This window comes from Streptomyces sp. NPDC002566 (assembly GCF_042889585.1).
In the GTDB taxonomy this organism is placed as follows: domain Bacteria; phylum Actinomycetota; class Actinomycetes; order Streptomycetales; family Streptomycetaceae; genus Streptomyces.
In genome coordinates this window covers 597,130-621,792 of sequence record NZ_JBIARD010000004.1, presented here as the reverse complement: position 1 = coordinate 621,792, position 24,663 = coordinate 597,130, and the positions used below count along the sequence as shown (strand labels likewise).

19 protein-coding genes are annotated in these 24,663 nt (G+C 73.9%); 12 read left to right on the top strand and 7 right to left on the bottom strand.

Translation table 11 applies throughout. The annotated features are described in order from the left end of the window. Nucleotides 1-70: 70 nt before the first annotated feature. Nucleotides 71-1,579: a M23 family metallopeptidase gene (locus ACFYXA_RS19940; RefSeq protein WP_389034480.1), complete on the bottom strand. Its 1,509-nt coding sequence runs from the start codon at nt 1,577-1,579 to the stop codon at nt 71-73. A 269-nt stretch (nt 1,580-1,848) separates the two neighbouring features. Then, on the bottom strand, nt 1,849-2,730 hold the full coding sequence (locus tag ACFYXA_RS19935; protein WP_130441205.1) for a triacylglycerol lipase: 882 nt from the start codon (nt 2,728-2,730) through the stop codon (nt 1,849-1,851). A gap of 307 nt (nt 2,731-3,037) precedes the next feature. On the opposite strand from ACFYXA_RS19935, the gene ACFYXA_RS19930 reads away from it, so the two are divergent. Further along, on the top strand, nt 3,038-3,454 hold the full coding sequence (locus ACFYXA_RS19930; RefSeq protein WP_130441207.1) for a cobalamin B12-binding domain-containing protein: 417 nt from the start codon (nt 3,038-3,040) through the stop codon (nt 3,452-3,454). 105 nt (nt 3,455-3,559) lie between these two features. Here ACFYXA_RS19930 and ACFYXA_RS19925 read toward each other — a convergent pair whose 3' ends face one another. Both ACFYXA_RS19925 and ACFYXA_RS19920 read right to left on the bottom strand, forming a co-directional pair. Next, nucleotides 3,560-5,203 (bottom strand): DUF5691 domain-containing protein, encoded by a 1,644-nt coding sequence (locus tag ACFYXA_RS19925; RefSeq protein WP_389034475.1) that lies wholly within the window; start codon nt 5,201-5,203, stop codon nt 3,560-3,562. Between the two features lie 310 nt (nt 5,204-5,513). Further along, complete coding sequence (locus tag ACFYXA_RS19920) at nt 5,514-6,878, bottom strand: SWIM zinc finger family protein (RefSeq protein ID WP_389034471.1); 1,365 nt, start codon at nt 6,876-6,878, stop codon at nt 5,514-5,516. Nucleotides 6,879-7,023: 145 nt separating this feature from the next. Between ACFYXA_RS19920 and ACFYXA_RS19915 the strand changes: the two genes are divergently transcribed. The 5 genes from ACFYXA_RS19915 (at nt 7,024) to sucD (ending at nt 14,232) form a co-directional block, all read left to right on the top strand. Next, complete coding sequence (locus tag ACFYXA_RS19915) at nt 7,024-8,133, top strand: AAA family ATPase (RefSeq protein ID WP_389034468.1); 1,110 nt, start codon at nt 7,024-7,026, stop codon at nt 8,131-8,133. 115 nt (nt 8,134-8,248) lie between these two features. After that, complete coding sequence (locus ACFYXA_RS19910) at nt 8,249-10,582, top strand: DUF5682 family protein (RefSeq protein ID WP_389034463.1); 2,334 nt, start codon at nt 8,249-8,251, stop codon at nt 10,580-10,582. Further along, nucleotides 10,579-11,847: a VWA domain-containing protein gene (locus tag ACFYXA_RS19905; protein ID WP_389034460.1), complete on the top strand. Its 1,269-nt coding sequence runs from the start codon at nt 10,579-10,581 to the stop codon at nt 11,845-11,847. Before ACFYXA_RS19910 ends, ACFYXA_RS19905 begins: the two co-directional genes overlap by 4 nt. 302 nt (nt 11,848-12,149) lie before the next feature. Next, nucleotides 12,150-13,328, top strand: coding sequence for an ADP-forming succinate--CoA ligase subunit beta (gene sucC / locus ACFYXA_RS19900; protein ID WP_130441217.1), 1,179 nt, complete (start codon nt 12,150-12,152; stop codon nt 13,326-13,328). A 19-nt stretch (nt 13,329-13,347) separates the two neighbouring features. Further along, nucleotides 13,348-14,232 carry a succinate--CoA ligase subunit alpha gene (sucD, locus tag ACFYXA_RS19895; protein ID WP_130441219.1) on the top strand — a complete coding sequence of 295 codons (885 nt, stop codon included), beginning with the start codon at nt 13,348-13,350 and terminating at the stop codon, nt 14,230-14,232. A gap of 211 nt (nt 14,233-14,443) precedes the next feature. Here sucD and ACFYXA_RS19890 read toward each other — a convergent pair whose 3' ends face one another. Next, the gene (locus ACFYXA_RS19890; protein WP_389034455.1) at nt 14,444-15,598 is read right to left on the bottom strand and encodes a helix-turn-helix domain-containing protein; all 1,155 of its coding nucleotides are present in this window, start codon (nt 15,596-15,598) and stop codon (nt 14,444-14,446) included. Nucleotides 15,599-15,694: 96 nt separating this feature from the next. Here ACFYXA_RS19890 and ACFYXA_RS19885 point away from each other — a divergent pair, with 96 nt between their 5' ends. Next, complete coding sequence (locus ACFYXA_RS19885) at nt 15,695-17,134, top strand: DUF6350 family protein (protein ID WP_389034452.1); 1,440 nt, start codon at nt 15,695-15,697, stop codon at nt 17,132-17,134. A 188-nt stretch (nt 17,135-17,322) separates the two neighbouring features. Here ACFYXA_RS19885 and ACFYXA_RS19880 read toward each other — a convergent pair whose 3' ends face one another. Next, nucleotides 17,323-18,084, bottom strand: coding sequence for a hypothetical protein (locus ACFYXA_RS19880; protein WP_352248605.1), 762 nt, complete (start codon nt 18,082-18,084; stop codon nt 17,323-17,325). 340 nt (nt 18,085-18,424) lie between these two features. On the opposite strand from ACFYXA_RS19880, the gene purN reads away from it, so the two are divergent. Together purN and purH are read left to right on the top strand one after the other, a co-directional pair. Next, on the top strand, nt 18,425-19,063 hold the full coding sequence (gene purN / locus ACFYXA_RS19875) for a phosphoribosylglycinamide formyltransferase (protein WP_130441225.1): 639 nt from the start codon (nt 18,425-18,427) through the stop codon (nt 19,061-19,063). Further along, nucleotides 19,060-20,667 (top strand): bifunctional phosphoribosylaminoimidazolecarboxamide formyltransferase/IMP cyclohydrolase, encoded by a 1,608-nt coding sequence (purH, locus tag ACFYXA_RS19870; protein ID WP_351095323.1) that lies wholly within the window; start codon nt 19,060-19,062, stop codon nt 20,665-20,667. The genes purN and purH overlap by 4 nt, the downstream gene beginning before the upstream one ends. 98 nt (nt 20,668-20,765) lie before the next feature. Here purH and ACFYXA_RS19865 read toward each other — a convergent pair whose 3' ends face one another. Beyond that, nucleotides 20,766-21,416, bottom strand: a complete 651-nt coding sequence (locus ACFYXA_RS19865; RefSeq protein WP_389034446.1) for an RDD family protein — start codon at nt 21,414-21,416, stop codon at nt 20,766-20,768. 248 nt (nt 21,417-21,664) lie between these two features. Here ACFYXA_RS19865 and ACFYXA_RS19860 point away from each other — a divergent pair, with 248 nt between their 5' ends. The 3 genes from ACFYXA_RS19860 (at nt 21,665) to ACFYXA_RS19850 (ending at nt 24,033) form a co-directional block, all read left to right on the top strand. Beyond that, nucleotides 21,665-22,519, top strand: coding sequence for a bifunctional methylenetetrahydrofolate dehydrogenase/methenyltetrahydrofolate cyclohydrolase (locus ACFYXA_RS19860; RefSeq protein WP_130441231.1), 855 nt, complete (start codon nt 21,665-21,667; stop codon nt 22,517-22,519). Continuing rightward, a complete protein-coding gene (locus ACFYXA_RS19855) occupies nt 22,509-23,063 on the top strand; it encodes a DUF3017 domain-containing protein (protein WP_389034441.1) in 555 nt (184 codons plus the stop codon). Before ACFYXA_RS19860 ends, ACFYXA_RS19855 begins: the two co-directional genes overlap by 11 nt. An 85-nt stretch (nt 23,064-23,148) precedes the next feature. After that, entirely contained in the window at nt 23,149-24,033 is an 885-nt protein-coding gene (locus tag ACFYXA_RS19850; RefSeq protein WP_389034438.1) for a helix-turn-helix domain-containing protein, read from the top strand. Nucleotides 24,034-24,663 lie beyond the last annotated feature (630 nt).

The following is a 24,663-nucleotide window of genomic DNA, read 5'->3' as shown; positions in this document are numbered from 1 at the left end:
GACGGAAAGCCCCCGCCGCGACGGAGTCCGTCACGGCGGGGGCTCACCGAAAGGTGGTGCCGACAGGCGCCTACGTCGGGTCCAGACCGTGGCTGCGCAGCCACGGAAGCGGGTCGACCGAGCTGCCTCCGCCCGGCCGCACCTCGAAGTGCAGGTGGGGTCCGGTCGAGTTGCCGGAGTTCCCGGAGTACGCGATCGGCTCGCCGGCCTTCACCTTGGTGCCGGAGGAGACGCGGTAGCTGGAGAGGTGGCAGTACCAGGTCTCCGTGCCGTCCTTCGCCGTCAGGATCAGCATGTTGCCGTAGGCGACGTTGTACTGCGTGCGCACGGTTCCGTCGGTCGCGGCCATCACGGTCGTGCCGTAGGAGACCGGGAAGTCGATGCCGGTGTGCTGGGACATCCAGTTGATGCCGGACTGGCCGTACAGGGCGCTGAGCCCGTGCGCGGCGACCGGAAGGGCGTACTTGGGGCGCAGCCGCTCCTTGCGGGCCGCCTCCGCGATCGCCTTCTTGCGGTCGGCCTCCTGCTGCGCCTTGAGGTCGATGCGCTCCTGGGTGCGGCTGACCCGGTCGCCGAAGTCGTCGGCCTCGGCGCTCAGCGTCTGGAGCTGGGCGTCCAGCTTGTTGTTGGCGGCGGACGGCTTCACCGGCTGCGCCTCGGCGGCGGACGCCGTGGTCTCCGTGTCGTCACCGCCGGTCAGCGTGCCGACGGAGGCGGCGGCGATGCCGGCGACGCCCATCACACAGGCCGAGGGCACGGCCACGGTGAGGAGCGCGGAGCGCTTCACGGGCGAGCGGCGGCGGGAGCGGTTGGCGGCGCGGGCGGCGACCCGGGAGACGGGGGCCGGAGCGGTCTCCTCCTGGTCGTCGAGGAGCGGGGCGTCGGGGACGGCGGCCAGCTCGCCGGTGGCGGCGGGGTCGCCGTCGTCGTAGGCGAGAGCGTCGTCGTACGCGCCGTTCTCGTCGTACGCGCCCTGCTCGTCGTAGTCGTGTGCGCCCGGCTCGTCGTAGGCGACGGCTTCGAAGGCGGCGGTGGCCTGCTGGTGCTCGTACTCCTCGGCACCTGTGGCGGGGACGCCGCCGTCGGCGTTCCACTGCGTGGCGTCGTAGGCGCCGGTGTCGAAGGCCTGCGTGCCCCATTCCCACTGCTGGGTCTGGTCGGCCGGGCCGCTCGCTCCGTCGGGCTGCTGCCAGGCGCTCGCGTCCCACTGGCCGCTGGTGTCGGGGGCCGGGGACTGCTGCGGGATGGCGGACAGCTGCTGGTCCGTGGACCAGGCGGAGGTGTCGTAGGCGCCCGTGTCGTAGGCGGCGTGGTGCTGGGCCGCGTACGGGTCGTAGTTCAGGGTGTGGTGGCTGCCTGTCGCCCAGTGCGTGGCGTCGTACGCGCCGGTCGCGGAGCCGTCGTCCGGCAGGACGCCGTAGAGGGGGTCGGCCGCGTAGTGGGAGGACTGGGCGTCCTGGTCGACGGTGCCGGCGTCGAAGCCCTGATACGGGGTGAAGCCGTCGTACGGAGCCTCCTGGGTGCCGTAGGACGCGTAATGCGCGGAGTCGGCGTCGGAAGCCGGAGCCGGGGTGGTCATGGTCCCCGACGGATGACGGTCGTTCACCAACTTCTCTCTCGCCTCGACAACAGGGGCTGCCAGAGCAGTGCGGCGACTGTACCCGGCGGTATGCGGGCGCGACAATCTTCCGCAGGTTTCGTGCCCGAGTGAAAGGGGCATTCGGCCCTGTTTCGGGGGAGGGCGGGCGCGGGTTTGGCCCTATGTTCGAGAACTGTTCGATGTTGTACGACCGTCAGGGCGGTCGCAGGGAGGTGCCAGGGCGGTCCCAGGGCGGTCTGATTCGGTCGTCAGGCGACCGTCAGGCCGTCCGTGTGCGGGGCTGCCGCCGCTGCGGCCGCACGGTCGAGGTCGAGGGCCTGCCGTATCCCGGTCGCCACGGCCGGATGGACGGGCAGCGCGAGATGGCCGATGCCGCTCACCTGGACGTTCTGCGCGCGCAGGTCGGGGTGGTCGAGACGGGCGCTCTCCAGCGGGACCATCAGGTGGTCCAGGTCGCTCCAGAAGCTGACGAAGTTCGTCCGGCACCCGGGGGCGGGGCGGGACAGCTCCTCCATGACCTCGGACTCGGGGCGCATCTGGCGCACTATGGGGTGCGCGTTCGCCAGCGGCGCCACCCTTGTGCCGGCGTGCGGGGTGCCGAGCGTGACCAGAGTGCGCACCCGGCTGTCGCCGCCGAGGCACTGCACGTAGTAGCGGGCGATCAGACCGCCCAGGCTGTGCCCCACGACGTCCACACGGCTGCTGCCCGTGCGCTCGCAGATCTCCTCGATGTGCCGCCCCAGCAGCTCGGCAGCCGTACGGATGTCGCAGGTCAGCGGGGAGTAGTTGAGGGACTCCACGCGATGCCTGCCGTGCTGGGCGAGGCTGCGGCGCAACAGCACGAACACCGAACGGTTGTCGATGAAGCCGTGCAGCAGGACGACAGGGGGCGCGGCCTGGGTCGGCAGCCGGGCCGGATCGCTCGCGTCGTCCGCGGTGGGCAGCGGCGGGACGACCTGTCCGCGGCGCTCCTGGACGATGCCCGAGGGGTACAGCAGGAGGTGCCCGGCGAGGATCGCGAGCTCCAAGGCCGTCGCCTTGAGAAGCGTCACGGAGAGCCCCGCCAGTCTGCTCGGCAGCAGACGCTGACACAGCGGAAACAGGGGCTCCAACGCCCGGGTGACCTGCATGGCCGACCTCCTGTCGGCACGCTGGGGACGCCTCTGTCCCCCGTGTGCCCTCGTGGAAGTCGCGGTGCGGGCCTCTCGGCCCGCCGGGCGCGCGCCGCCACGGCGCGCCTTGCGCCTCGGCGGTGCGGCGACCTCGTGTGCGGCTCCCGGTGCGCGAGTACCCCCCTGATGCGGAAGGGAACCCTGCGCGGCGAACGTCTACGTGTCCCAACGTGTGATTTCCCCCTCGCCGCATCCCAGAAACTGCCGGGTGCGGGATGCTGGAGATAACGTTCGTTCACTTCGAAATGGCTTCATGGAGGCAGTGATGGGTGTGGCAGCCGGTCCGATCCGCGTGGTGGTGGCGAAGCCGGGGCTCGACGGCCACGATCGTGGAGCCAAGGTGATCGCGCGCGCTCTGCGCGACGCCGGCATGGAGGTCATCTACACCGGCCTCCACCAGACCCCCGAGCAGATCGTCGACACCGCGATCCAGGAGGACGCCGACGCGATCGGCCTGTCGATCCTCTCCGGGGCGCACAACACGCTCTTCGCCGCGGTGATCGAGCTGCTCCGGGAGCGGGACGCGGCGGACATCCTCGTCTTCGGCGGGGGGATCATCCCGGAGGCGGACATCGCGCCGCTGAAGGAGAAGGGCGTCGCGGAGATCTTCACGCCCGGGGCGACGACGACGTCCATCGTGGAGTGGGTGCGGGAGAACGTGCGGCAGCCGGCGGGGGCGTAGGGCTGCCGTGCTGGGGCGTGGGGGCGTCTCTTGGGGCGTTCGTGTGCGGGGGCCGGAGGCGGCGCGGCTTCCCCCGGACGGGTGCGGGCGTCGTGACCAGTGCTGTCATGCCGGGCCGGGCTCCTGTGCCGTCGTCGGCTCCGCCGTCCGCAGTTCCGCCGCCATCACCGCCCGCAGCCGCAGCGTCGTGCCCAGGCGCTGGAACGCCTCCGTCCAGTAGCCGCCGGCTCCGGGCGACGCGTCCTCCGGTTCGTCCGGGGCCGTGAGCAGGCTGTCCAGGCGGGACGCCTCCGCCGGGTCGAGGCAGCGCTCCGCCAGGCCCATCACCCCGCTGAAGCTCCACGGGTAGCTGCCCGCGTCACGCGCGATGTTCAGCGCGTCGACCACCGCCCGCCCCAGGGGCGCGGCCCACGGCACCGCGCACACGCCGAGCAACTGGAACGCCTCCGACAGGCCGTGCGCCGCGATGAAGCCGGCCACCCACCCGGCCCGCTCGTCCACCGGCAGCGTCTCCAGCAGCTTGGCCCGCTCGGCCAGCGAGACCGCGCCCGGGCCGCCCGCGCCGGGCGCCGACGGGGGCCCCAGCAGCGCCCGCGACCAGGCGGCGTCCCGCTGCCGTACGGCCGCCCGGCACCACGCGGCGTGCAGCTCGCTCGTCCAGTCGTCGGCGACCGGCAGCGCCACGATCTCCTCGGGCGTACGGCCGCCCAGGCGTGCGGGCCAGGCGGCCAGCGGGGCCGCCTCCACCAGCTGGCCCAGCCACCAGGACCGTTCGCCCCGGCCCGACGGCGCCTTGGCGGCCACGCCGTCGCGTTCCATGGCCGCGTCGCACTCCTGCGGCGCCTCCACGACGAGCGTCGGTGCGTCACGGGTGCGGTCGAGGGCCACACACGCGCCGGCCCGGACCGCCATCCGTGCGGCGAGCGCCGAGCCGGGCAGGGCGGACAGCAGCTCCGCCGCCGTCGCCCGGACGTTGCGGCTGCGGTCGGCCAGGGCCTGCTCCAGGAACGGCTCATCCCGCGGGCCCAGGCCGGTGCGCAGTGAGTCGAGGAACATCAGCCGGTCCTCGGCGCGCTCCGTCGGCCAGGTGGCCGCGAGCAGGGTGCGGGCCGCGTCGGCGTCGCGGGCGCGCAGCGCCGCGAGGACGGCTACCCGCTCGGCGAACAGCCCCTCCCGCCAGAGCTCTGTCACCCGGTCCGGTTCCTCCGGCCCCGGCAGGGACGCGCCTGCGCCGGGCGTGGCGCGCAGGGCGAACCGCCAGTCCGGGTTGAGCCGGGCCAGCCACAGGGCGCGTGAGCCCGCGAACTCCAGGACCGCCGGACGCAGGTCCGTGCGGGCCCTCGCCGCGTCGAGCAGGGCGGGCAGCGTCTCGGGGGGCGGGGCGAAGCCGTGGGCGTTCGCCGCCGCGAGCCATTGGGGGAGCAGCTCCATGAGGTCGGGTGCGCTGCCTCTGCGGCCGCCTCCGCCCGCTGTGGGGCGGTCCGCCAGGAGGAGGGCGAGTCGGCGGGCGGCGGGGGTGGGCAGTCGGGGGCGGGGGTCGGTGGGGGCCGGCTCGAGGCGGGGGGCCGCCCGGCCCGGCTTGAGGCCGGCTCTCCGGCGCACGGTCTCGGCGGCTGCGGCGTCCAGCAGGGCTTTCGGGTGCGCTGTGGGGTGGGATTGGCCGGGGGTGGGCTTACGCCGGTCTGTGCCGAGGAGGGCTGCGGTGAGGAGGTCTTGCCAGGTGGGTGGGGTGTGCGGGGCGTTGGTCATGGGCGGGGTGTGCTTTCCGTCGGGGCCGGAGGTGGGGCGGGTGGCCGGTGTGGTGGTGCTGCTGGGTTGGTGGTGCTGCCGGGGTGGGGGCGGGCCGGCGTTGCCGGGTGCCGCTGCGCCCACCCGTGCCGCCCCCGCGGCACGACTGCCCGCAGCTGAGTGGGGCTGGGTTGCCGGCTGAGTGGGGTTGTCCTGGCGGGGTGGGGGTGGGCCGGTGTTGGCGGTGCCGGTGCGGCCACCGTGCCGCGCCGGCGGCACGACTGCCCGCAGTTGAGTGAGGCTGCCGACTGCCCGCAGCTTGCTGTGTTTGTCAGCACAGGGGGGTTGGGGGGTGTGGGGGTGGGGGCCAGGCCGTCAGGGGGGTGAAGCCCTGGTGGCCGCAGGTGCCGAAGATTTTCAAGGGGGTGCCGGAGGAGAGGGCGATCAGGCGCCACAGGGCGGGGCGGGCGACGGCGGCCGGGGTGAGGGGGAGGGCCGTGTCGCCCTCGGCGTCCGCCAACTGCCAGGAGTCTCCGGTGGGGGTCGGTATGACGTCGTCGAGGGTGACCGGGACGGAGTCCAGCCAGGGGTCGTCGCGGAGGGCGTCGCCGTAGCGAGCGGTCGCCTCGGACGTCGTCATGCCGGGTGGCCGTACGCCGGCCGGGGCGGGCGGGGCGAACCGCTCGCCGAGGGAGGCCCGGAGCCGTCCGGCGCCGGGGTGGCCGGGATGGAAGGCCAGTTCCGCGTCCAGGGTCGTCCCGACCGGCAGGGACAGCTCGGGGGCACGGCCGGCGGCGCCGTAGGAGACGAGGAGCGCCGTGCGGGACGAAGCGGCGCCGTGCAGCCAGATGCGGCGGGTGGTCAGCTTGGCGTCACCGGTGTCGTACTGGGCGAGGACCAGCCAGTCGTCCCGCAGCGGGGGGCTGCCCGGCGTGGAGGGCAGGCCGACGCGGGTGCGGACGGTGGCGGCCAGGGCGTCCGGCAGCTGCGCGCGCCGCAGCCAGCCCTGGTCGAGGAGGTGGAGCAGCGCGCACTCCTCCAGCAGCCGCGCAGGCCAGCCGGGCCCCGAGGAGGGGAGCGCCCCCAGCTCCCGGACCCGCGAGGCCAGCCCGGGCGCCTGGGCGTCGACCATGCGGGCCGCCGTCTCCTCCCACAGTCCGTATCCCGACTGCTCGGCCGTGGCGAGGCCTGAGCGCAGGAGGTCGGCGAGCCGCTGCTCCAGCTCCGTCACCCCCGCCGTGATCCGCTCGGCGCGCCGCTCCGGCCGCCGCCGCGCCCCCTCCGGATCGGCGGGCCCGGTCCCGGAACCAGGCGGGTCCGCCGCCCGTTTCTCCGGCGGGTGGTCGCGCCGCGCCGCAGTCCACCGCTCGGCCCAGTCCGGCGCCCGCCCCGGGGAAGCCGTCACCTCCCCGCCGGACCAGAGCAGCAGCAGCCCCAGCGCGTGCTTGCACGGGGCCTTCCGGCTCGGACAACTGCACGAATACGCCGGACTCGACGCCTCCCTGACGTCGACCACCGTCCGGTACGGCGAGCTGCCGCTCCCCTTGCACACCCCCCACACCGCCCCCTCCTCCGCACTCCCCGTCTCCGACCACGGACCTGACGTGCCGAGTTCGCTTCCCGCTGCGCGTGACGTGGCGTCAGGCGCCAGGGCCAGCACCTGTTCCGCAGTCCAGCGCACCCCCTGCTGAGTCATGCCATCGAAGGTAGATCCCGCCACTGACAATCGGCCCGGCCGCGACCTCGGCGAGCGCGTTTGCGCAGGTCACATCGCGTTGTCAGTGCCGTGGTGCACGGTGGACACCAGATCCGGACCGGTCGAACCGAAGGGGGGCCCGGACATGTTCGTGGGACTGAGTGAGCGGCACCCGGCCGACGTGCTGCGGCCGCACGCCGAGGCGGCCTTCGCCGACGAGCTCGCCGCGCTCGCGGCACAGGACGACCGCCCCCGCCCGGCCCGCTGGAAGCTGTCGCCGTGGGCGGTCGCCACCTACCTCCTCGGCGGGACGCTGCCCGACGGCACGGTGATCACACCGAAGTACGTGGGGCCGCGCCGCATCGTCGAGGTCGCCGTCTCCACGCTGGCCACCGACCGCGCCCTCCTCCTGCTCGGCGTGCCCGGCACGGCGAAGACGTGGGTGTCCGAGCACCTGGCGGCCGCGGTCAGCGGCGACTCGACGCTGCTCGTGCAGGGCACGGCGGGGACGCCTGAGGAGGCCATCCGCTACGGCTGGAACTACGCGCGGCTCCTCGCGCACGGCCCGAGCCGGGACGCTCTCGTCCCCAGCCCCGTCATGCGGGCGATGGCCGAGGGGAGGACGGCGCGCGTCGAGGAGCTGACCCGCGTCCCGGCCGACGTGCAGGACACGCTGATCACGATCCTGTCGGAGAAGACGCTGCCGATACCGGAGCTGGGACAGGAGGTGCAGGCGGTCCCCGGCTTCAACCTGATCGCCACCGCCAACGACCGCGACCGCGGGGTCAACGAGCTCTCCAGCGCCCTGCGCCGCCGCTTCAACACGGTGGTGCTGCCGCTGCCCGCGAGCGTCGAGGCCGAGGTCGACATCGTCGCGCGGCGCGTCGACCAGATCGGCCGCTCCCTCGACCTGCCGGCCGGGACCGACGGCATCGACGAGATCCGCAGGGTCGTCACCGTCTTCCGTGAACTGCGCGACGGGATCACCGCCGACGGCCGGACGAAGGTCAAGTCGCCGAGCGGCACGCTGTCGACGGCGGAGGCCATCTCCGTCGTCACCGGCGGGCTCGCCCTGGCCGCCCACTTCGGCGACGGCGTCCTGCGCCCGGCCGACGTCGCCGCGGGCGTCCTCGGGGCCGTCGTCCGCGACCCGGCCGCCGACCGGGTGGTGTGGCGGGAGTACCTGGAGGCGGTGGTCCGCGAGCGGGACGGCTGGACCGACTTCTACCGCGCCTGCCGGGAGGTGAGCGCATGAGCGCGAGCCGCCGCGCCCACGGCGTCCGAGGCCCGCACACGCCCGCGTGGGACCGACGGCGGCGTGCGTCCGAGGGCGGTGGCCCGGGATGGACGCGCAGGCGGGGGAGGCCGGGATGACGGACGTCGCGGAGCGGCCGCTGCTGCTCGGTGTGCGGCACCACGGGCCCGGTTCGGCCAGGGGGGTGCGTGCCGCCCTGGAGGCGGCCCGGCCCCGGACGGTGCTGATCGAGGGCCCGCCGGAGGCCGACGCGCTGATCGAGCTGGCCGCCCACGAGGACATGCGCCCACCGGTCGCGCTCCTCGGGCACGCCGTGGACGAACCCGGACGGTCGGCGTTCTGGCCGATGGCCGAGTTCTCCCCGGAGTGGGTCGCCCTGCGCTGGGCCCTGGAGCACGGGGTGCCGGCCCGGTTCATCGACCTGCCCGCCGCCCACTCGCTGGCCTGGGACAAGGAGGAGGAGACGGAGGACGGGGGAGCCGGGGACCTGCGCGTCGACCCTCTCGCGGCGCTCGCCGGCGCCGCCGGTCACGACGATCCCGAGCGCTGGTGGGAGGACGTCGTCGAGCACCGCTCGGCGGGGGAGGGGGACCCCTTCGCGCCCTTCGCCGCGCTGGAGGAGGCCATGACGGCGCTGCGGGACACGTACGACGGCACCGGCGTCGACGACGACAGGGACGGCCTGCGCGAGGCGTACATGCGGCTCCGGCTGCGGGCGGCGCTGCGGGAGCACGGGGCCGGCGGGGTGGCCGTGGTGTGCGGGGCCTGGCATGTGCCCGCGCTGCGGCGGCGGACCACCGCCGCGGCCGACCGGGCGCTGCTGAAGGGGCTGCCCAGGGTGAAGGCCGACCTGACCTGGGTGCCCTGGACGCACCGCAGACTGGCGCGGGCCGGCGGGTACGGCGCGGGCGTCGACTCGCCGGGCTGGTACGGGCACCTGTTCGCCGCGCCGGACCGGCCGGTGGAGCGCTGGCTCACGAAGGTCGCGGGCCTGCTGAGGGAGGAGGACCGGATCGTGTCCCCGGCGCACGTCATCGAGGCGGTCCGGCTCGCCGAGACGCTGGCCGCGCTGCGCGGCCGTCCGCTGCCCGGCCTCGGCGAGACGACGGACGCCGTGCGGGCGGTGCTGTGCGAGGGCTCCGACGTGCCGCTGGCGCTGGTGCACGACCGGCTGGTCGTCGGGGACGCCCTGGGGGAGGTGCCCGCCGGGGCGCCGGCCGTGCCGTTGCAACGCGACCTGGAGAGGACGCAGCGGCGGCTGCGGCTGAAACCGGAGGCGCGTGAGCGGGAGGCGGAGCTCGACCTGCGCAAGGAGAACGACGCCGAGCGCAGCAGACTGCTGCACCGGCTCAGGCTGCTGCACGTCCCCTGGGGCCGGCCGGCCGCCTCCCGGGGGAGCACGGGCACGTTCCGGGAGACGTGGCGGCTGCGCTGGGAGCCGGAGCTGTCGGTGCGGGTCGCCGAAGCCGGCGTGTGGGGGACGACCGTCCTCGCCGCCGCGACCGCCAAGGCGCAGGCCGACGCCGTCGCCGCGCGGAGCCTCGCCGACGTGACCGCCCTCGCCGAGCGCTGCCTCCTGGCCGGCCTGCCGGACGCGCTGCCGACCGTGATCCGGGTCCTCGCCGACCGCGCCGCACTCGACGCCGACGTCGGCCACCTCGCCCAGGCACTGCCCGCCCTGGTCCGTGCCCAGCGCTACGGCGATGTGCGCGGCACCGACACCGGTGCGCTGGCCGGCGTCGCCGCCGGGCTCGCCGAGCGGGTCTTCGTCGGCCTGCCCCCCGCGTGCGCCGCGCTGGACGCCGAGGCGGCCGAGGAGATGCGGCGCCACGTCGACGCGGTGCACGGGGCGGTCGGGCTGCTGGCGGAGACGGCCGGGCCGGGAGAGAGCCCGGACGACGCCGCCGACGCCCGTCGGGGCGGGCTGCGCCCACGGTGGCTGCGGGTGCTGCGCACACTGGCCGCGCGGGACGCCGTCGCCGGGGTCGTCCGGGGGCGGGCCGTCCGGCTGCTGCTGGACGAGGGGGAGGTGGCCGGCGGGGAGGCGGCCCGGCTGATGGGGCTCGCGCTGTCGCCGGGCACGCCGCCTGCGGACGCGGCCGCCTGGATCGAGGGCTTCGTGGGAGGCGGCGCGGGCGGCGGGCTGCTCCTCGTGCACGACGAACGGCTGCTCGCGCTGGTCGACGCGTGGCTGACGGGAGTCTCCGCCGAGACGTTCACGGATGTGCTGCCGCTGCTGCGGCGGACGTTCGCGGCGTACGGGACGGGAGTGCGCAGAACGCTCGGGGAGCTGGTGCGGCGCGGGCCCGAGCAGCGGGCGGACGTGGTGGGGGCGGCGTCGGGGACACCCGGCTTCGCCGCCGAAGCCGACAGGGAACGGGCGGACGCCGTGCTGCCGGTGGTCCGGCTGCTGCTGGGCGACGACGACCTGGTGGAGGTGGGCGTATGACGAGCGGACCGGCACGGACGCCAGAACCGGCGGAGGCCGATCGGGAGAGGGAGGCGGGGGACGCCACGGCGGAGCGGGACGGCCCGGCGGAGCGGCTGCGGCGCTGGCGGCTCGTGCTGGGCGGCGACGAGGCGGACGGCACCGGTCACGCGCTGTCCGGGCGGGACGCGGCCATGGACGGCGCGCTCGACGCGCTCTACGGGGACCAGGGAAGGAAGGTGAGGAAGGGGGAGGCACAGCGGTCGGGGCGGGACCGTTCGGCGGGGCTCGGGGCGTCGGCGCCGGCCGTGGCGCGCTGGCTCGGGGACATCCGCGCATACTTCCCCTCCTCCGTCGTCCAGGTGATGCAGCGGGACGCCGTCGACCGGCTCGGACTGTCCGCGCTGCTGCTGGAGCCGGAGATGCTGGAGGCGGTGGAGCCGGACGTGCACCTCGTCGGCACGCTGCTCTCGCTGAACAAGGCGATGCCGGAGACGACGAGGGAGACGGCGCGGGCCGTCGTCCGCAAGGTGGTCGACGAACTGGAGAAGCGGCTCGCCACCCGCACCCGGGCCACGATCACCGGCGCACTCGACCGCAGCGCGCGGGTCGCCCGGCCCCGCCACCGCGACATCGACTGGAACCGCACGATCGCCGCCAACCTCAAGCACTACCTGCCCGAGCGGCGCACGCTCGTGCCGGAGCGGCTCATCGGGTACGGGCGGGCGTCGCGGTCGGTGAAGAAGGAGGTGATCCTCTGCGTCGACCAGTCGGGGTCCATGGCGGCCTCGGTGGTGTACGCCTCGGTGTTCGGGGCGGTGCTGGCGTCGATGCGGTCGATCAGCACCCGGCTCGTCGTCTTCGACACGACGGTCGTCGACCTCACCGACCAGCTCGCCGACCCCGTCGACGTCCTGTTCGGCACCCGGCTCGGCGGGGGCACGGACATCAACCGGGCGCTCGCCCACTGCCAGACCCGGATCACCCGTCCGGCGGACACGGTGGTGGTGCTCGTCAGCGACCTGTACGAGGGCGGCATACGGGACGAGATGCTGAAGCGGGTCGCGGCGATGAAGGCGTCGGGCGTGCAGTTCGTCGCGCTGCTCGCGCTGTCGGACGAGGGGGCGCCGGCCTACGACCGGGAGCACGCGGCCGCGCTCGCGGCACTGGGCGCGCCGGCGTTCGCCTGCACGCCCGACCTGTTCCCCGAGGTGATGGCGGCGGCGATCGAGAGACGCCCACTGCCGGTGCCGGATCCGGAGGGCACGGCGGCGCCGCGCGGCTGACCTGCCCCGGAGGCCTCGCGGGGCCCTCACGGGGTCTCACCGGGGCCGCCCCGGCCCGGTGAGGCCCCTCCCTTCCGGCACGGCGTGCCAGTGAGCCCGGCATCATGTGACAGGTATCACCGCTCAGGTGTGACCCGCGATTTAGAGGCCCCCCGGAAGCAGAGATAACCTGCGAGACGGACATGCCGCGCGCTCGGACACCGTGTGCGCTTCCCTTGTGACACAGCGGACGTCGTCACGTTGCCCTTCGCGGCACGCCCACGCATCCAACGAACCGCGATCACTGATAGGGACGGAAGCGCGTGGACCTGTTCGAGTACCAGGCGAGGGACCTCTTCGCCAAGCACGATGTACCGGTGCTGGCCGGTGAAGTCATCGACACGCCTGAGGCGGCGCGCGAGATCACGGAGCGTCTGGGCGGCAAGTCCGTCGTCAAGGCGCAGGTGAAGGTCGGTGGTCGCGGCAAGGCCGGCGGCGTCAAGCTGGCTGCATCCCCGGACGAGGCCGTCGCCCGCGCGACGGACATCCTCGGCATGGACATCAAGGGCCACACGGTCCACAAGGTGATGATCGCCGAGACGGCTCCGGAGATCGTGGAGGAGTACTACGTCTCCTTCCTCCTCGACCGTGCCAACCGCACCTTCCTCTCCATCGCGTCCGTCGAGGGCGGCATGGAGATCGAGGAGGTGGCGGCCACCCGTCCGGAGGCCGTCGCCAAGACGCCGATCGACGCCAACGAGGGCGTGACCGAGGCGAAGGCCCGCGAGATCGTCGAGGCGGCGAACTTCCCGGCCGAGGTCGCCGACAAGGTCGCCGACGTCCTGGTCACCCTGTGGAAGACCTTCGTCGCCGAGGACGCGCTCCTCGTCGAGGTCAACCCGCTGGCCAAGGTCGCCTCCGGTGACGTCATCGCCCTCGACGGCAAGGTGACGCTGGACGAGAACGCCGAGTTCCGTCACCCCGACTTCGAGGAGCTCCACGACAAGGCGTCGGCGAACCCGCTCGAGGCCGCGGCCAAGGAGAAGAACCTCAACTACGTCAAGCTCGACGGCGAGGTCGGCATCATCGGCAACGGCGCGGGTCTCGTCATGAGCACCCTGGACGTCGTCGCGTACGCCGGTGAGAAGCACGGCGGCGTGAAGCCGGCCAACTTCCTCGACATCGGTGGCGGCGCCTCCGCCGCCGTCATGGCGAACGGCCTGGAGATCATCCTGGGCGACCCGGACGTGAAGTCGGTCTTCGTCAACGTCTTCGGCGGCATCACCGCCTGCGACGAGGTCGCCAACGGCATCGTCCAGGCGCTGCAGCTGCTCAAGGACAAGGGCGAGGACGTCACCAAGCCGCTCGTCGTCCGTCTCGACGGCAACAACGCCGAGCTGGGTCGCAAGATCCTCTCCGACGCCAACCACCCGCTGGTGCAGCGCGTGGACACCATGGACGGCGCGGCCGACAAGGCCGCCGAGCTCGCGGCTGCGAAGTAAGGGACGAGGACACACAGCCATGGCTATCTTCCTCAACAAGGACAGCAAGGTCATCGTCCAGGGCATGACCGGTGCCACGGGCATGAAGCACACCAAGCTCATGCTGGCCGACGGCACCAACATCGTCGGCGGCGTGAACCCGCGCAAGGCGGGCCAGTCGGTCGACATCGACGGCACCGAGATCCCGGTCTTCGGCACGGTCGCCGAGGCGATCGAGAAGACGGGCGCGAACGTGTCCGTGCTCTTCGTCCCGCCGGCCTTCGCCAAGGCCGCCGTCGTCGAGGCGATCGACGCGGAGATCCCCCTCGCGGTCGTCATCACCGAGGGCATCGCGGTGCACGACTCCGCCGCGTTCTACGCCTACGCGGTCGAGAAGGGCAACAAGACCCGCATCATCGGTCCGAACTGCCCCGGTCTGATCACCCCCGGTCAGTCGAACGCCGGCATCATCCCGGGCGACATCACCAAGCCGGGCCGTATCGGCCTGGTGTCGAAGTCCGGCACGCTGACGTACCAGATGATGTACGAGCTGCGGGACATCGGCTTCTCGTCGGCGGTCGGCATCGGTGGCGACCCGGTCATCGGCACGACCCACATCGACGCGCTCGCCGCGTTCGAGGCCGACCCCGACACCGACCTGATCGTGATGATCGGCGAGATCGGCGGCGACGCCGAGGAGCGTGCCGCGGCCTACATCGCGGAGAACGTGAAGAAGCCGGTCGTCGGCTACGTCGCGGGCTTCACCGCGCCCGAGGGCAAGACGATGGGCCACGCCGGCGCCATCGTCTCCGGCTCCTCCGGCACCGCCCAGGCGAAGAAGGAGGCCCTCGAGGCCGCCGGCGTCAAGGTGGGCAAGACGCCCACCGAGACGGCGAAGCTGGCGCGGGAGATCCTCGCCGGCTGAGTCCGGCTGAGTCCGGCTGAGTCCGGCTGAGTCCGGCTGAGTCCGGCTGATCCGGTTGCCGAGCTGAACCGCGAGAGTTCAGCGTGAGCGGGCCCGTTCCCCTGTGGGGGGCGGGCCCGTCGGCGTTTTCGGAGACGGAGACGGAGACGGAGACGGAGACGGAGACGGAGACGGCGGCGGCTCGCTCGGAGGGCGCCCGGCGCCGGGGAAGCTACCGCAGTTCCGGGGCCAGTCTCTGGGGGCCGTGGGGCAGCGCTCTGAGTCTGGCCCTCAGGGCCAGCTCCGTGGCGGACAGCGGGCCGGGCGCCGCTCTCGGGGGGACTCCGGGGACCGTCCGGCCTGGGGGAACCGGTGGCTGGTAGCGGGTCGGGGCCGTGTACAGGGCCAGGACGGTCACGCTGATCAGGGCGACCGTGAAGGTGATAGCCGCCCTCGTCCACAGCCGGGCCCGGCGTTCGCCGCCCATGCGGACGATGGCGGGTCTGGCGGCGCGCAGGCGCTCCGCGGACGCCACCTCCGCCAGCCGCCGGTGCAGCAGCCCGGGGGCCGCCAGATCGGGCAGGCGCGCGACGACTGCCTGGCGGGCGTGCAGCAGACGGCTCGCGGTGGCGGGCGTGCTGGCCTCCGTCTCCGCCGCGGTCTCCGGCAGCCCGAGGCCGAGCCCGTCGTACAGCAGCAGGGTGCGGCGGTAGGACGGCGGGAGGGACAGCAGTACGTCCATCAGCGCTCGGTCGGCGGGGATGGCGGGCGGGGGCTCGGGGTTGCGGAACCGGGGGCGGAACTGGTGCCAGGGGGACAGGGCGTACTCGTGGGTCATCGCCCGCACCCAGCCCGCGGGGTCGGGGTCGACGGCCACCTCGGGCCAGCGGTGCCAGGCGATCTGGAAAGCCTGTTCGACCGACTCGCGGGCGAGCTCGCGGCGGCCGGTGAGGAGGTAGACCTGCCGGACCAGGGAGGGGGCGCAGTGGGCGTAGAGGGCGTCGAAGGCCTGAGCGGGGGTCTCGGCGGCGGGGGAGTCCACGGCGGACGAGTCGGCGGAGGAGCCGACGGCGGGGGAGCGGGCTGCGGTGGAGTTCGCGGGCGTCCGGTCTTCCGGGCGCGGTCTCGTTGTCCGTGCGTTCGGCCGTGGTCTGCGGGCGGGCTCCGGGGTGGGAGTCGGCGCGTCGGCGAGCGTGGTGAGCAGTTTCGCGTACGCCTCTCCGTCGCGGCCTTGGGGAGTCGTGCGGCCGGCCTCCCACGCGCGCACCGTCTCCCGGCTGACGCCCAGTCGGGCGGCGAGCTGAGCCTGTGTCAGCGAGGCCTGCTCACGCAGGCGTCGGCGTTCCTTGGGCGGGGGGAGCGGGGTGCCAGGGCTCTGTGTCGTCACCGGTCGCCCCTCCGTCCAAAAAAGTACATAAACGTATATTGAGCGACACAACGGCAGTTCGCCTATTACGACGGGAAGGCGCGTGTCGTTGGGACCATGACGGGCGTGATCCGAAAGCTCCTTCGCCGACCGTTGCCGTCGCTGTCGCCGTCGCTTCTGCGCGCTTGGCTGCTCGACCGTTCGCCCGCGGGCCTGGGCGCCGGGCTGCTGGGCGGAGCTCTGGCCGCCGGGCTGGGGCTCGGCGCGCTGGCCGTGCTCGTGACGATGCTGTGGATCAGTTCGCCGTATCCCGACAGCGGGCCGGGGAGCGCGCTGCGCGTCGCTGCCTCGCTGTGGGTGCTGGCCCACGGGGCCGAGCTGGTGCGCACCGAGACGTTGTCCGGGGTGCCGGCGCCGATGGGGGTCACGCCGCTGCTGCTGCTGGCGCTGCCGGTGTGGCTGGTGCACCGGGCGGCACGGGACGCGGTGGACGGCGGCGGTGGGGGCGGAGGCGGGGCGGGGCTGACCGGGAGCGTGCCGCTGGTGAGTCCGCGGACGGCGTGGGCGGGGGTCGTCGCCGGGTATCTCGTGGTGGGCGTGTGCGCCGCGGCGTATGCGGCGGGCGGGGTGCTGCGGCCGTCGTGGGTGTGGACGGCGGTATGCCTGCCCGCGCTGGTGGCGGGGGCGGCGGGGGTGGGGGTATGGACCGGGTACGGCCGGCCGTGGGGGCCGGTGGAGCGGGTGCTGCGGGGGGTCGTGGGGGTGCGGTGGCTCTTCCGCGCGGACCAGGGCGGGGCGGCCGGGGTCGGTGGGGGGCGCGTCGCCCTGCGGGCGGCGGGGCTCGGGGCGGCCGTGCTGGTGGGGGGTGGGGCCCTGTTGGTGGTGGTGTCGTCGCTGTGGCATCTCGGGGCTGCGCGGGGGGCGTTCGTGCAGCTCACGGAGGGGTGGTCCGGGCGGTTCGCGGTGTTGTTGCTGTGCCTGGCGCTGGTGCCCAACGCGGCGGTGTGGGGGGCGGGGTATGCGCTGGGGCCCGGGTTCGTGTTGGGGGCGGGGCACGTGGTGGGGCCGCTGGGGTCGGCGCCGGCGCCCTTGCTGCCGCCGTTTCCGCTGCTGGCGGCGGTGCCCTCGGCGGGGGCGGGGAGTTGGGTGAACTGGGTTGCCGGGGTGGTGCCGGGGGTGGCTGCGGGGTTGGTGGGGTGGGTTGTGGGGCGGGCCGCTCGGGGGGAGGTCGGCGACGGTGGTGGTGGGCGTTGGGGTTTCGGGAGGACTGTGGGGGTGGTGGTGTGGTCCGGGGGCGTGTGTGGGGTGGGGTTCGCCTTGCTGGCGGGGTTGGCCGGGGGGCCGTTGGGGGTGGGGGTGTTGGCTCGGTTCGGGCCGGTTTGGTGGGAGGTGGGTGGTGCGGTGGTTCTTTGGGTTGTGGGGGTGGGGGTGCCTGTGGGGGTGTTGGTGCGGGGGGTGCGGCGGGGGGCGGAGGCTGTGGTGGAGGAGGTGGGGGAGGGCGTCGCGGATGACGAGCTCTATGACTTCGTGGAGGAGGAGGGTGGGGTGGGGTTGTGACCGTCTAAGGGGTTTCGCCCCCGCCGCCCCTTCCCGTCCCGACCCCGGGGGCTGCCGCCCCCCGGACCCCCGCTTCGGCCCTGGACGGGCCTCGTCCTCAAACTCCCCCAGAGCGGGGACCCCCAGACGGGCTGCATAGAGCCCCCAGACGGGCTGCATAGAGCCCCCGGACGGGGCTGGAGGTACCGCTACGCGTTCGCCCCCAGTACCTCTCGCAACTGTTCCGGCAGCAGCTTGCTGCATGTCTGCTTCGCCTCGTTCGTCAAGGCGTCGTTCGTGCAGGTGTAGTAGTCGCGGTAGACCAGTTGCGCGGTGAAGGTGACGGCCACCAGGGACAGGGCCAGGCCCGCTGTGACCAGGCCGCTGATCGCGGCGGTCCGCTGGGGGCGGCCGGTGGGCTCGGGGGGCTGGGGGGCCGTCGGGTCGGGGGTGCGGGGCTTGGCGCGCAGGGCGCTGATGCCCCAGTGCAGGGCGAGCGCGCCGAGCAGCAGGGCGACGTACGGCCAGCCGAAGAGGGCGAAGAAGAAGGCCCACATCCCGCACAGCAGCGCGTACCGCGCGCGGCGCTGGGTGGGGTCCGCCGGGTCCCAGCGCGGGCCGGGCTGCTGCTGGCCGCCGGGGCCGCCCTCGCCGCCGCCGGGGCGCTCGCCGAAGCCGCCGGGGGCGCGGCCGGGCTGGCGGTCGCTCCACTGGCTGCCCCAAGGGGAGCCCGACGAACCGCGCGAGCCGTCGGAGTCGTCGCCCGGGGCGGGGTGACGGGGCTGCCAGGGGCGGTCGGGGGCGCCCTCGGGCGGCGGGGCGAAGGGGTTGTCGTCCTGGGGCGCGCCGCCGTTGCCGGACGGCGCGTCGGGCGGGGTCGTGGGGCGCTCTCGCAGCAGCACGGCGCCGCGCTCCCCTCTCTGCGGTGACTGCGGGGGGAGCGTGAGGAGTCGCAGACTGCGGTCCGGCATCAAGTGAGCGTCTTCCCCTAGGTGATCACGACCGAGATCGAGGCGGTCTCGCATTCGGTCTCGGATTCGACTGTGTTTCGACTGTGTGCGGACGCGTACGGATGTCTGTGGAATCGACCGCCGCTGTCCGCGGTCACTTCGAGAACGTGCCGCACGGCGGTCGCGTTCCCGAGCCCGCTCGCCCCTGACGCTACCTGCCGGCCCCGCCCCCGTCCCGAGGGGGCCGTGCGGTGTGCCGGTATCGTTGCTGGCGGTCGGCCGCTTCGTAGACTTCCCCGTATCCCGGGGCGCGAAGCATTCGTACGACCCTACAAACGCTCTCCCGAGAAAGGGCCCCGCCGTGGCCGCCAAGCCCGTGGCCGAGCCGGCCAAGCGCCTCGTCGTGCTGGTCTCCGGATCCGGAACGAACCTCCAGGCGCTGCTCGACGAGATCGCCGCCGCCGGCGCGGAGGCCTACGGGGCCGAGATCGTGGCCGTCGGCGCCGACCGCGAGGGCGTCGAAGGGCTCGCGCGGGCCGAGCGGGCCGGGATCCCCACCTTCGTGCGGAAGGTGAAGGACTACGGCACGCGCGAGGAGTGGGACGCCGCCCTCGCCGAGGCCGTCGCCGCGCACGAGCCCGACCTCGTCGTATCGGCCGGGTTCATGAAGATCGTGGGCAAGGAGTTCCTGGCGCGGTTCGGGGGGCGGTTCGTCAACACCCACCCGGCGCTCCTGCCCAGTTTTCCCGGCGCCCACGGCGTCCGTGACGCGCTCGCGTACGGCGCCAGGGTCACCGGCTGCACCGTCCACTTCGTCGACGACGGCGTCGACACCGGTCCGATCATCGCCCAGGGCGTGGTCGAGGTCCGGGACGAGGACGACGAGAGCGCGCTGCACGAGCGCATCAAGGAAGTCGAGCGAAGGCTGCTCGTCGAGGTCGTGGGGCGGCTCGCCCGCAACGGCTATCGCATTGAGGGACGAAAGGTAGTTATCCAGTGACCGCCGACAGCACTGTCACGGCCGAGAGCGGCAAGCGGGGCATCCGTCGCGCGCTCGTCAGCGTCTACGACAAGACCGGGCTCGAAGAGCTCGCCCTCGGGCTGCACGAGGCCGGCGTCGCGCTCGTCTCCACCGGCTCCACCGCCGCCCGTATCGCCGCCGCCGGCGTCCCCGTCACCAAGGTCGAGGAGCTCACCGGCTTCCCCGAGTGCCTCGACGGCCGCGTCAAGACCCTCCACCCGAAGGTCCACGCCGGCATCCTCGCCGACCTGCGGCTCCCCGAGCACCGGGCGCAGCTGGAGGAGCTCGGCGTCGAGCCGTTCGACCTCGTCGTCGTGAACCTCTACCCGTTCCGCGAGACCGTCGCCTCCGGCGCCTCGCCCGACGAGTGCGTGGAGCAGATCGACATCGGCGGGCCGTCCATGGTGCGCGCCGCCGCGAAGAACCACCCCTCCGTGGCCGTCGTCACCAGCCCGGAGCGCTACGGCGACGTCCTCGCCGCGGTCGGCTCCGGCGGCTTCGACCTCGCCACCCGCAAGCGGCTCGCCGCCGAGGCCTTCCAGCACACCGCCGCCTACGACGTGGCGGTCGCCTCCTGGTTCGCGTCGTCGTACGCGCCCGTGGACGAGTCGCGCTTCCCCGACTTCCTCGGCGCGACCTGGGAGCGCAAGAACACCCTGCGCTACGGCGAGAACCCGCACCAGCCCGCCGCCCTCTACGTCGACACCGCATCCATCGGCGGCTCCGCCGCGGGCGGCGGCGGCCTCGCCGAGGCCGAGCAGCTGCACGGCAAGGAGATGTCGTACAACAACTACACGGACACGGACGCCGCGCGCCGTGCCGCGTACGACCACGACGAGCCCGCCGTCGCGATCATCAAGCACGCCAACCCGTGCGGCATCGCGGTCGGCGCGGACGTCGCCGAGGCGCACCGCAAGGCGCACGCGTGCGACCCGCTGTCGGCCTTCGGCGGGGTCATCGCCGTCAACCGGCCCGTCAGCAAGGAGATGGCGGAGCAGGTCGCCGAGATCTTCACCGAGGTCATCGTCGCGCCGGACTACGAGGACGGCGCGCTGGAGGCTCTCGCGAAGAAGAAGAACATCCGGGTGCTGAAGGCTCCCGGCGCGCCCTCCGCCCCCGTCGAGGTCAAGCCCGTCGACGGCGGCGCGCTGCTCCAGGTGACGGACCGGCTCCAGGCCGACGGCGACGACCCGGCCCGGTGGACGCTGGCGACCGGCGAGGCGCTCGGCGAGCGGGAGCTCCAGGAGCTCGCCTTCGCCTGGCGGGCCTGCCGGGCCGTGAAGTCCAACGCCATCCTGCTCGCCAAGGACGGCGCCTCCGTCGGCGTCGGCATGGGCCAGGTCAACCGGGTCGACTCCGCGAAGCTCGCGGTCGAGCGGGCCGGCGCGGAGCGCGCGCGGGGGGCGTACGCCGCCTCCGACGCGTTCTTCCCCTTCCCGGACGGGCTGGAGATCCTCACCGAGGCCGGGGTGAAGGCCGTGGTGCAGCCCGGCGGTTCGGTCCGCGACGAGCAGGTCGTCGAGGCCGCGCGCAAGGCCGGCGTGACGATGTACTTCACCGGGACGCGGCACTTCTTCCACTGAGACGCCGCTGACGCGATGACGCGATGAGAGGGCCCGCCGACCGGAGTGACGGTCGGCGGGCCCTCTCACAGGCGTCTCGGCAGGAGTGCCGGCAGCGACTACCGGGCGCGGACCACCAGGGTCGAGCACACCTTGTCGGCGAACGTCTGCTTCTTGGCGTCCCACAGCGGCCACAGGTAGCCGAGGTAGCAGGGCAGGCCGTCGAGGATGTGCGCCAGGCGGCGGACGAAGGCCATGCCGAAGCCGACCGTGTTGCCGTCCGCCTCGCGCAGCAGGCGCGTGCCGACGGCCTTCTTGCCGATGGTCTGGCCGGTCGTGCCCTCCTGGTGGATCTGGTAGATGCCCATGCCCAGGGCGTACAGAGCACCGACCAGGGACAGGATGCCCGCCGCCGCCGAGTCGGAGCCCATGGCGCTCCCGATGCCGATCAGCAGGTACATCGGCCCCATGATGATCAGGCCGTCGAGCAGCGTCGCCCCGAGCCGCAGGCCCCAGTGGGCGAGTTGGGGGCCGGTGCCGTAACCGTAGCCCGGCTGCTGCGGGTAGCCGTAACCCTGCTGCGGATAACCCGGCTGCTGGGGGTAGCCGTAGCCCTGCTGCGGCGGGACGCCCTGAGGGGCCTGCGGGTAGGCCGGGTAGCCGGGCTGCTGGGGGTTCTGCGGCTGCTCCCCGTAGGGGTTGCCGCCGGGCTGACCGTAGCCCTGCGGCTGGTCCCCGTAGGGATTGCTCCCGGGCTGACCGAAGCTCATGACCGTGTTCCTCCGTTGCGTTTGCGGGGACGTGGCGATGCCGCGGAGGAACGTGTGAGCTTGAGCGGTTCGTCCCCCTGCCGGACCGCGGTGATGCGCCGTTCATCGTCATGTGCCGGACGAGTGATTGTCCAGTCGGATATACGGCTGTTGTGCAAGTGCAACCTCAGTGGTCAGGACGGGGCCGAGGGGGCGGCCCGGGCGACCCTGATTGGAACCGGGGTCCGGTCATCCGGGAGGATGGGCGTATGACCGCCCAGCTTCTCGATGGCAAGGCCACCGCAGCCGAGATCAAGTCGGATCTGACCGCCCGCGTGGCGGCGCTGAAGGGCAAGGGCGTCACGCCCGGCCTCGGCACGATCCTCGTCGGGGACGACCCCGGCAGCCAGAAGTACGTCGCCGGCAAGCACCGCGACTGCGCCGAGGTCGGCATCGCCTCCATCCAGCGTGAGCTGCCCGGCACGGCCACGCAGGAGGAGATCGAGGCGGTCGTCCGCGAGCTGAACGAGGACCCCGCCTGCACCGGTTACATCGTGCAGCTTCCGCTGCCCCGGGGCATCGACGAGAACCGCATCCTCGAACTCATGGACCCGGCCAAGGACGCCGACGGCCTGCACCCGATGAACCTCGGCCGTCTCGTCCTCAACGAGCCCGCCCCGCTGCCCTGTACGCCCAACGGCATCCTCACGCTGCTGCGCCGGCACGGCGTCGAGATCAAGGGCGCCGAGGTCGTGATCGTCGGCCGCGGGGTCACCATCGGCCGCCCCATGCCGCTGCTGCTGACCCGGCGCAGCGAGAACGCCACGGTCACGCAGTGCCACACGGGCACGCGGGACCTGTCGGCGCACCTCAAGCGCGCGGACATCATCGTCGCCGCCGCCGGTTCCGCCCACCTGGTCCGGCCCGAGGACGTCAAGCCGGGCGCGGCCGTCCTCGACGTCGGCGTCTCCCGCAACGCCGAGGGGCGGATCGTGGGCGACGTCCACCCGGACGTCCGCGAGGTCGCCGGCTGGATCTCCCCCAACCCGGGCGGAGTGGGCCCGATGACCCGCGCGCAACTGCTCGTCAACGTGGTCGAGGCGGCCGAGCGCAGTGCCGGCTGACAGCACGCGGAAGCCCGAGACCCCCGACCCCGCCGAGAACGCCGAGGAGCACACGGCGGACACGGCGAACGCCCGGAGCGCCCGCAACGAGGCGTTCGAGGAACCCGTCGCCCGCGACCCGGTCAGCGCGCCCGACGCCGAGGGCGTCCCGCGCCGCAGCACGCGCCGCTTCCCGCTGTTCACCCGGGACACCGCGCGTCCCGAGGGCGGCGGCCGGGCCGCGCCCCGTGACGCCCCGGCGCCGGCGCGGCAGTGGCCGATGCTCGTGGTCCTGGGCCTGGTCGCGCTCGGCCTGCTGCTCACCGCGTTCGACGTGTTCAGGATCGGCACCATCCTGATCGGCGCGGGGCTGCTCACCGGCGCGGTGCTGCGCTGGCTGAGGCTCAACGTCGGCATGCTGGCCGTCCGTTCGCGCTTCACCGACGTCGCGACGTACGGCGTACTGGGCGTGACGATCGTCCTGCTGGCGCTGATGGCGCAGCCGCGCCCTTGGCTCCAGATCCCGTTCCTGGGTGACACCTTGCACTTCACCGTGAGCAACTAGCCCGTCCGAGCGCTACCGTGGTCGGACGGCCGACGGTCGAAACGGTCATAAGCGGATAAGGGTTCACGGCGGAGGGAGGGGGCCGATGCCTCGCTGGAGGGACCTCCCGGACGAACTCGACCCGCGGATCGAGGAGTTGGCCCGTCGGCTGCGACGGCTCGTGGACCACGCCGGCCTCGGCGTCGCCACCCTCGCCGACCGCACCGGCTACGGCGTGGCGGCGTGGGAGCGGTATCTGGACGGGCGGCTCCTCGCGCCGAAGGGCGCGGTCATCGCCCTGGCCGAGGTCACCGGCGTGGACCCGGCCGCTCTGATACCGCTGTGGGAGTCGGCCGAGCGGGCCTGGAGCCGGGCGGAACTGCGGGACGACGCCGCCTCGGAGGCCGTCCGCCTGTCCCGGGCGCGGACCCCCACGATCACCCACCACCCCGTCCCGGAACCCCCGCCCCCCGCTCCCGCCCCGCCCCCGAGGCGGCCCGGCACGGCCGTGTTCCTCGCCGGCGCGGTCGGCGTCGTGGGCGTCGCGGTGGGAGCGTTCCTCCTCACCCACGCCGACGCGGACTCCCCGGCGAAGGGCCGTACCGTCGCCGCCGCCCCTTCGCCGTCCCCCACGCCCGGCGCGCCCCTCCCGCCCGGCGTGCTGTGCTTCGGGGCCGGCTGCACGGGCAGGGATGCGGAGAAGGCGGGCTGCGGCGGAGAGTTGGCGGCCACGGCGAGGAGCGTCACCGTGGGCGCCGTGCTGCTGGAGGTCCGCTACAGCCGGACCTGCGGTGCGGCCTGGGGGAGGATCACCCCGGCGGCCGCGGGCGACGAGGTGCGGGTGACCGCCGGCGCGATCCGGTACACCGGGCGCGTCTCGGCCGCCGGCGAGACCGTCGCGTACACCCCGATGGTCGCCGTGAAGAACCCGGCCGGGATCCGTGCGTGTGCCGTACTCGCCTCGGGCCACGAGGGCTGCACGCCGCAGTAACCGCGCCCCCCGTACTCCACCCGAGTGAAGCCGGCGAAAAACCCGCCCGCCTGAGGAATATCCGGCCCGCCGCTGGGCACGCGAACCGTACCCCCACGGGAGTCCGGCCCCCCGGCACCCCCTCCGGCGGCCGCCCGTTCCCTCTCCCGAACAGGCGGCCGCCGTTTCGCACCCCCGCACCGCACCGGCCAAGCCCTTGAGCGACCTCGGGTGAATCGCGCCCCGATCTCCGAGCGAACCTGGGCGGCTCCAGGCCCGATCTTCCAAGGGCCCTGGAAGGGGCCCGGTCCGGTCTCCAAGCGGCTCCGGGCGGGTCCCGCCCAGTCCCCGAGCGGCTATGGGCAACCCCGCCCGGTCCCCCGAGCGGCCCTGGGCGGCGGCCCCCACCCGGCGGCCCCCAGCAGCGCTGGGCGGATCCCGCCCCGGTCCCCGAGCAGCCCTTGTGGACCCCTGCCCGGTCCCCACAGCCCCCGACATGGACAGGCCCTGTTCCGCGGCGCCCCCCGCCAACACCTCGCGCGGACCCCCGCGTTCGCGCCCTGTTCGGTCGCGGTCAGCGCCGTCATGGTGCCGGCGGTGCAGGCCCCCGGCCCAGTCCCCCTAGGCCCCGGCCCGTCCACCAGAGGCCCC

What these genes read in the sequence shown, in the direction of transcription:
- ACFYXA_RS19910 (WP_389034463.1), top strand. Translation starts at nt 8,249, where the DNA reads ATGACGGACGTCGCGGAGCGGCCGCTGCTGCTCGGTGTGCGGCACCAC.
- sucD (WP_130441219.1), top strand. Translation starts at nt 13,348, where the DNA reads ATGGCTATCTTCCTCAACAAGGACAGCAAGGTCATCGTCCAGGGCATG.
- ACFYXA_RS19940 (WP_389034480.1), bottom strand. Translation starts at nt 1,579, where the DNA reads ATGACCACCCCGGCTCCGGCTTCCGACGCCGACTCCGCGCATTACGCG.
- ACFYXA_RS19880 (WP_352248605.1), bottom strand. Translation starts at nt 18,084, where the DNA reads ATGCCGGACCGCAGTCTGCGACTCCTCACGCTCCCCCCGCAGTCACCG.
- ACFYXA_RS19935 (WP_130441205.1), bottom strand. Translation starts at nt 2,730, where the DNA reads ATGCAGGTCACCCGGGCGTTGGAGCCCCTGTTTCCGCTGTGTCAGCGT.
- ACFYXA_RS19885 (WP_389034452.1), top strand. Translation starts at nt 15,695, where the DNA reads ATGACGGGCGTGATCCGAAAGCTCCTTCGCCGACCGTTGCCGTCGCTG.
- ACFYXA_RS19860 (WP_130441231.1), top strand. Translation starts at nt 21,665, where the DNA reads ATGACCGCCCAGCTTCTCGATGGCAAGGCCACCGCAGCCGAGATCAAG.
- ACFYXA_RS19920 (WP_389034471.1), bottom strand. Translation starts at nt 6,878, where the DNA reads ATGACTCAGCAGGGGGTGCGCTGGACTGCGGAACAGGTGCTGGCCCTG.
- ACFYXA_RS19850 (WP_389034438.1), top strand. Translation starts at nt 23,149, where the DNA reads ATGCCTCGCTGGAGGGACCTCCCGGACGAACTCGACCCGCGGATCGAG.
- ACFYXA_RS19915 (WP_389034468.1), top strand. Translation starts at nt 7,024, where the DNA reads ATGTTCGTGGGACTGAGTGAGCGGCACCCGGCCGACGTGCTGCGGCCG.
- ACFYXA_RS19905 (WP_389034460.1), top strand. Translation starts at nt 10,579, where the DNA reads ATGACGAGCGGACCGGCACGGACGCCAGAACCGGCGGAGGCCGATCGG.
- ACFYXA_RS19930 (WP_130441207.1), top strand. Translation starts at nt 3,038, where the DNA reads ATGGGTGTGGCAGCCGGTCCGATCCGCGTGGTGGTGGCGAAGCCGGGG.
- ACFYXA_RS19865 (WP_389034446.1), bottom strand. Translation starts at nt 21,416, where the DNA reads ATGAGCTTCGGTCAGCCCGGGAGCAATCCCTACGGGGACCAGCCGCAG.
- ACFYXA_RS19925 (WP_389034475.1), bottom strand. Translation starts at nt 5,203, where the DNA reads ATGACCAACGCCCCGCACACCCCACCCACCTGGCAAGACCTCCTCACC.